Origin of the sequence: Geminicoccus flavidas (genome assembly GCF_009806515.1) — a bacterium.
In the GTDB taxonomy this organism is placed as follows: domain Bacteria; phylum Pseudomonadota; class Alphaproteobacteria; order Geminicoccales; family Geminicoccaceae; genus Geminicoccus; species Geminicoccus flavidus.
In genome coordinates, this window is record NZ_WUJP01000885.1 from 1 (window position 1) to 953 (window position 953).

A 953-nucleotide genomic window follows, 5' to 3' on the forward strand; every position below is an offset into this window, starting at 1 on the left:
TCCGGCCGGCCTCCACCCGCAGGGACCGGGTGGCACTCTCGAGTAGGCCGTGCCCGGCCTGGCCTTCCTCGGCGGGGATGGCCGGCAGCGCCACCGGGACGAGCTGCACCTGGTCCGGCATGAACCGGAACACGGCCTGCACCTCGTCGGGCGGTGCCGAAGAGAGCAGTTCCACCACGAGGTTGCAGGCGAACGGGTCATATTCTGCCAGGTCCGGGGGATCCTTGCGCAGCGCCATCTGCAGGGCGACCAGGCCCGGGACGCGCCGGGCGATCTCGACCGGGTCATCGCCGTTGAAGTAGCAGTTGCGGTCCGGGACATAACGGACCGCCACCAGCGCCCGGCCCGAAGCGGCCGCTTCCTCCGGGCATCTGGCGAGCAGCGTCCGGAGCCAAGCCGTGTCCGCCCCTTTGGGCTGCGCAGCGGCCGCTGCAGGATGGGCCGCCTCATCGCCCAGCCGCGCCCGCAACGCCGCCACCAGGCGCGCGGCCGCAGCCCCGGCATCCTCGGGAAGCGTGCCGGTGCTGCCGATCGCGGTCAGCCAGCGGTCGGTCTGCCCGATCACACCCACCAGCTCGTCGACCGTATCGCGGTCCACCGTCCGCCGCCCGGCACGGATGGCGCCCAGCAGGTCTTCTGCGGCATGCAGGACCAAGCCCATGGGCGGGAAGTCGAACAGGCCGGCCGAGCCCTTGAGGGTGTGGACGGCGCGAAAGGCGCTGTCGACCAGGGCCAGATCGTCCGGCCGCCGTTCCAGCGCCAGGAGGGCATCGCCGGCCTGCTGCACCAGCTCCGGCCCCTCGATCAGGAACTGCTGGAGAAGCTCATCCATCCTGGGTAACGGCCGGCCGCTGGTAGACGATCGCATCATAGAAGCGGCGCAGCCTGAACCGGTCGGTGATCCGCATCATCGATTCGGAATGGCCCAAACAGATGAAGCCGCCCGGGTTCAG

At 70.6% G+C, this 953-nt stretch carries 1 protein-coding gene and 1 pseudogene; both read right to left on the reverse strand.

The annotated features are described in order from the left end of the window. On the reverse strand, positions 1–832 hold an 832-nt coding region (locus tag EQG76_RS25275), incomplete at its 3' end, for an Hpt domain-containing protein (RefSeq protein WP_200841108.1). Next, positions 825–953, reverse strand: a pseudogene (locus EQG76_RS33685) (CheR family methyltransferase); the annotation flags it as partial. The pseudogene EQG76_RS33685 and the gene EQG76_RS25275, both read right to left, overlap by 8 nt.